Raw genomic sequence first — 3,076 nt, 5'->3', positions numbered from 1 at the left:
GTGAAACCAATAGTCGCACTCCAAGCGCAGTCAATACAGGGTTTCCCTGTAAGGAAGTCAGATTTTCCAATGTGCGGGTATATATATCAAGTTATTGATATATATAATTTATATTGCACAACTGAACTGAACCAGTGCCGACTCAGGAACGGAGCAAAAATAACCGACACGAAGATGGCTCGACCTTCTTCTCCCCTCGCCCCGCTGGGGAGAAGGGCTCCAGAGAGCACCGTTTCAGTCGTTTTTGAACAGTGACTCAGCTCCTGCTTCGTCACCCCGCGAGACGAAGCGCTGCTTCGCGAGTCTGAGGGCGAATTGGCTGGATCGACCAAGCGCCCGACTCGGCGGATTTCGTGAAGCAGCGATTCATCGCTGGGGTCGCGATCTGGAGCTTCGTGGCTAGAAAACCAAAATGGCGCCGGCATGCAACGTCAGGTTTTGCCTGTGAGTTCGAGTTCCCCAAGGATGGCGCGGCCCCTGCCAGTGAGTCGTTCCGTGGTCGTGGACAGCGGGAAACGGTAACCGGCGAGAATGTCCCCCGCCGGCGGACGCGCAGGTATGAAGATGCTGTAGCGATGGGCTAAATGATCGTTCAGGCTTGGAAAACGGCGGATGATGTCGGCCAATAACCAGGCGAGACGTGGATAACGGTTGGCGAGCGCGCGCATGATTGCGACCAGTTTGTCCATGGAATCAAATCACCGGATGAATTAAACGAGGTTTAGCGCGCGAGTTGTTCGAGCACGACGTGCCCACTATCGGTCAGTCTCTCCGCACGACTCGCCAACGGGAAACGATACGCGGATGAGTCGCTGTGGGTGGCGGCTTTGCAGGCCACGACGGCATAGTCGCGCGGACCATGCAGAGTAGCGTTAAGCCGCATCGTCAGTGCGTCGGTGCCGGGCAGGCAATGCTCGGGCAGGTCGGGATTGAGGCGCAGGATCCGGCTGCCAGCGAAGCCGCGATGGGCGACGGTGAATTCAAGGACCGCCGGCACCAGCGGATGATGGTGCGTGGGGTCGGTGTGGAAATGGCAGGCTCCTACGCTGAGGTTTTCCGGATTGGGTGTTTCGATGATGAGCAGGCCATCCGGAACCAGTGCCCGCAAAGCGGCGTCAAGCAGCCTGAGCAGATGCTCGAAGGGGAGATGCTCGACCAGATGCAGCGCGCTGACGGCCCCCAGTGAGCTCGGCGGCTGTGCGTTCAGACAGTCGATGACGTCCGCCTGCTCGACCTCCAGACCCTGTTGACGTGCTTGGGCGAGCGCTGCGGGGTTGGTGTCGACGCCGCGCGCCGGATAGCCGACATCGCGCAGCAGCGCGAGCCAGTCGCCGCGTCCACAGCCGAGATCAAGCAGCGGCGCCTGAACGGAGACAGGGCTGGCGTCCAGATAAGGCAGATAGACCTGGAGTCGCTCCCGGATGACCTGTGACGAGCCACGGAAGTGGTTTTCAAAATCCTGATACCAGGTTCCCAGGTCTGGCGGAGGCTGGAGAACGTCGACCGGGGCCTGGAAGGGTTGTCGATCGGCCTGCACTGGCTAGCGTTGGTTCTCCAGCGCGGCGCGCAAACTCTGCACTTCCTGGTGCAGAGACGTTAGTCGGATGAACGCATAGAGACCATCGAGCAGAGGCCGCAGGAATGGCAGACGCCGCAGACGACGGACCAGCCGTTGCGCACTGGTCGGTGCGGGCGCGGTTGTTGCGTCCAGCGGATTCGCGGCAACCGCATGGGGTTCCAGCGTGGCAGTGGGTTCTTGCAGCACAGCCACCACCCGCCTGGGATCAATGGCTTGTCGGGCGGCGATCGCAAACAGCGAGGGAGCATCACGCCAGTCATTCTTGCCGAATGGTCGCTCCAGGCTGCCAGCGGGTTCCTGATGGTCGCCGGCCCACAGCAGAACTTCTTCGAAGGCCGCCCGCAGCTGGCCGAGCATGATCCGCGGCGACTGTTCGTTGATGTGCATTTGCCGTTCGTAGGGACTGCGCGGTTCGGCTGGCAGATCCTCGCCCTGGTGTGCGGCGCAACGACGGCGGCGCGGATAGCCGTAGCGGTAATACCAGAGGTTGGGGAAGGTGTGCGCGATAAAAATGCCATCGCGTTTGAGATGGCGGCGGATCAGGGCATAAATGTGCGCGACCTCGGTCGGAGCCAGGTGTTCGATGAGGTCGGACGCGAGGACGATGTCATAGCGACCGCGATAGGCACGCGGGTCAGTGACCGAGGCGCACCGCAGCTTGACGCGACGACGCAACCGGGGCTCCCCGGCAAAGCAGGCATCGGCCAGGCGCAGCGCGTCGGGGGAATAATCGATGGCATCCACCCGATAACCGAGTCCGGCGAAATGGCGGGCAATCTCGCCACGCCCACAACCAAGGTCGAGCAGGCGCAGCGAACCGCGACCGCCATGATAACCGGCCAGACGGGCCATGCAGTCGAGCCGTGGATCGAGACGCTTGCCGCCGTGGGCCTGGTAGGTTTCGTAACCGCCACAGTCCTCAAGGTAATACTCGGCAGTGTAGGCATGGCGTACAGCGGCGCTGGTCGTGTGGTTGTCGCTCATTGAATAACGGCGGGAGATGGGCGTTATCGGCTGGATTCTAAACGATTCGCGGGACTGGCGCCCTGTCTTTCTGTGTCGCTGCGGCGCATCGTCAAGGTGCCGCAGGGTTCGTCGTGGCAATCTCAACTGGTGTTTACCGTCTTGCGCGAAAAGCCCCGCCGTTCAGGGCGGGGATGGATAGCGCCGGACGGCGGGTCCGTCCGATTGCCGTTTAGGTGGGCGTCTGTTGCTGTTCGATGTACTGGCGCGCGATAGAAATCGGTGCGCCCCCGCAGGAGGCGGCGAAGTAGGAGGGTGACCAGGAGGACGCCCTTCCAGTAGCGCCGCTGGATGTCCGGGCGCTCTTGGCGTAGCAAGCGGCTGGACACGCCCTTGAGGCTGTTCACCAGGGCGGACACCGCCACCTTGGGCGGGTACTCGACCAGCAGGCGAACATGGTCGCTCATGGGTGTTCGGGGTTTTTTTCTCGAATTTTCAATGGTATAAATACTTCAGGAATAGAATACTAATTCT

General features: G+C 61.1%; 3 protein-coding genes and 1 pseudogene. All 4 read right to left on the bottom strand.

Going from position 1 to position 3,076, the window contains the following annotated elements; translation table 11 throughout:
• Positions 1-431: 431 nt before the first annotated feature.
• The gene (locus QZY07_RS21060) at positions 432-689 is read right to left on the bottom strand and encodes a hypothetical protein (RefSeq protein ID WP_295406969.1); all 258 of its coding nucleotides are present in this window, start codon (positions 687-689) and stop codon (positions 432-434) included.
• Positions 690-721: 32 nt separating this feature from the next.
• On the bottom strand, positions 722-1,537 hold the full coding sequence (locus QZY07_RS21055; RefSeq protein ID WP_295406966.1) for a class I SAM-dependent methyltransferase: 816 nt from the start codon (positions 1,535-1,537) through the stop codon (positions 722-724).
• Positions 1,538-1,540: 3 nt separating this feature from the next.
• Entirely contained in the window at positions 1,541-2,563 is a 1,023-nt protein-coding gene (locus QZY07_RS21050; RefSeq protein WP_295406963.1) for a class I SAM-dependent methyltransferase, read from the bottom strand.
• 211 nt (positions 2,564-2,774) lie between these two features.
• A pseudogene (gene tnpA / locus QZY07_RS21045) lies at positions 2,775-3,003 on the bottom strand (IS200/IS605 family transposase); the annotation flags it as partial.
• Positions 3,004-3,076 lie beyond the last annotated feature (73 nt).

The sequence above is a fragment of the uncultured Thiocystis sp. genome (genome assembly GCF_903866365.1).
Classification (GTDB): domain Bacteria; phylum Pseudomonadota; class Gammaproteobacteria; order Chromatiales; family Chromatiaceae; genus Chromatium.
Note: the sequence above shows the minus strand (reverse complement) of the source record. Positions and strands in the feature narration are given on the sequence as shown.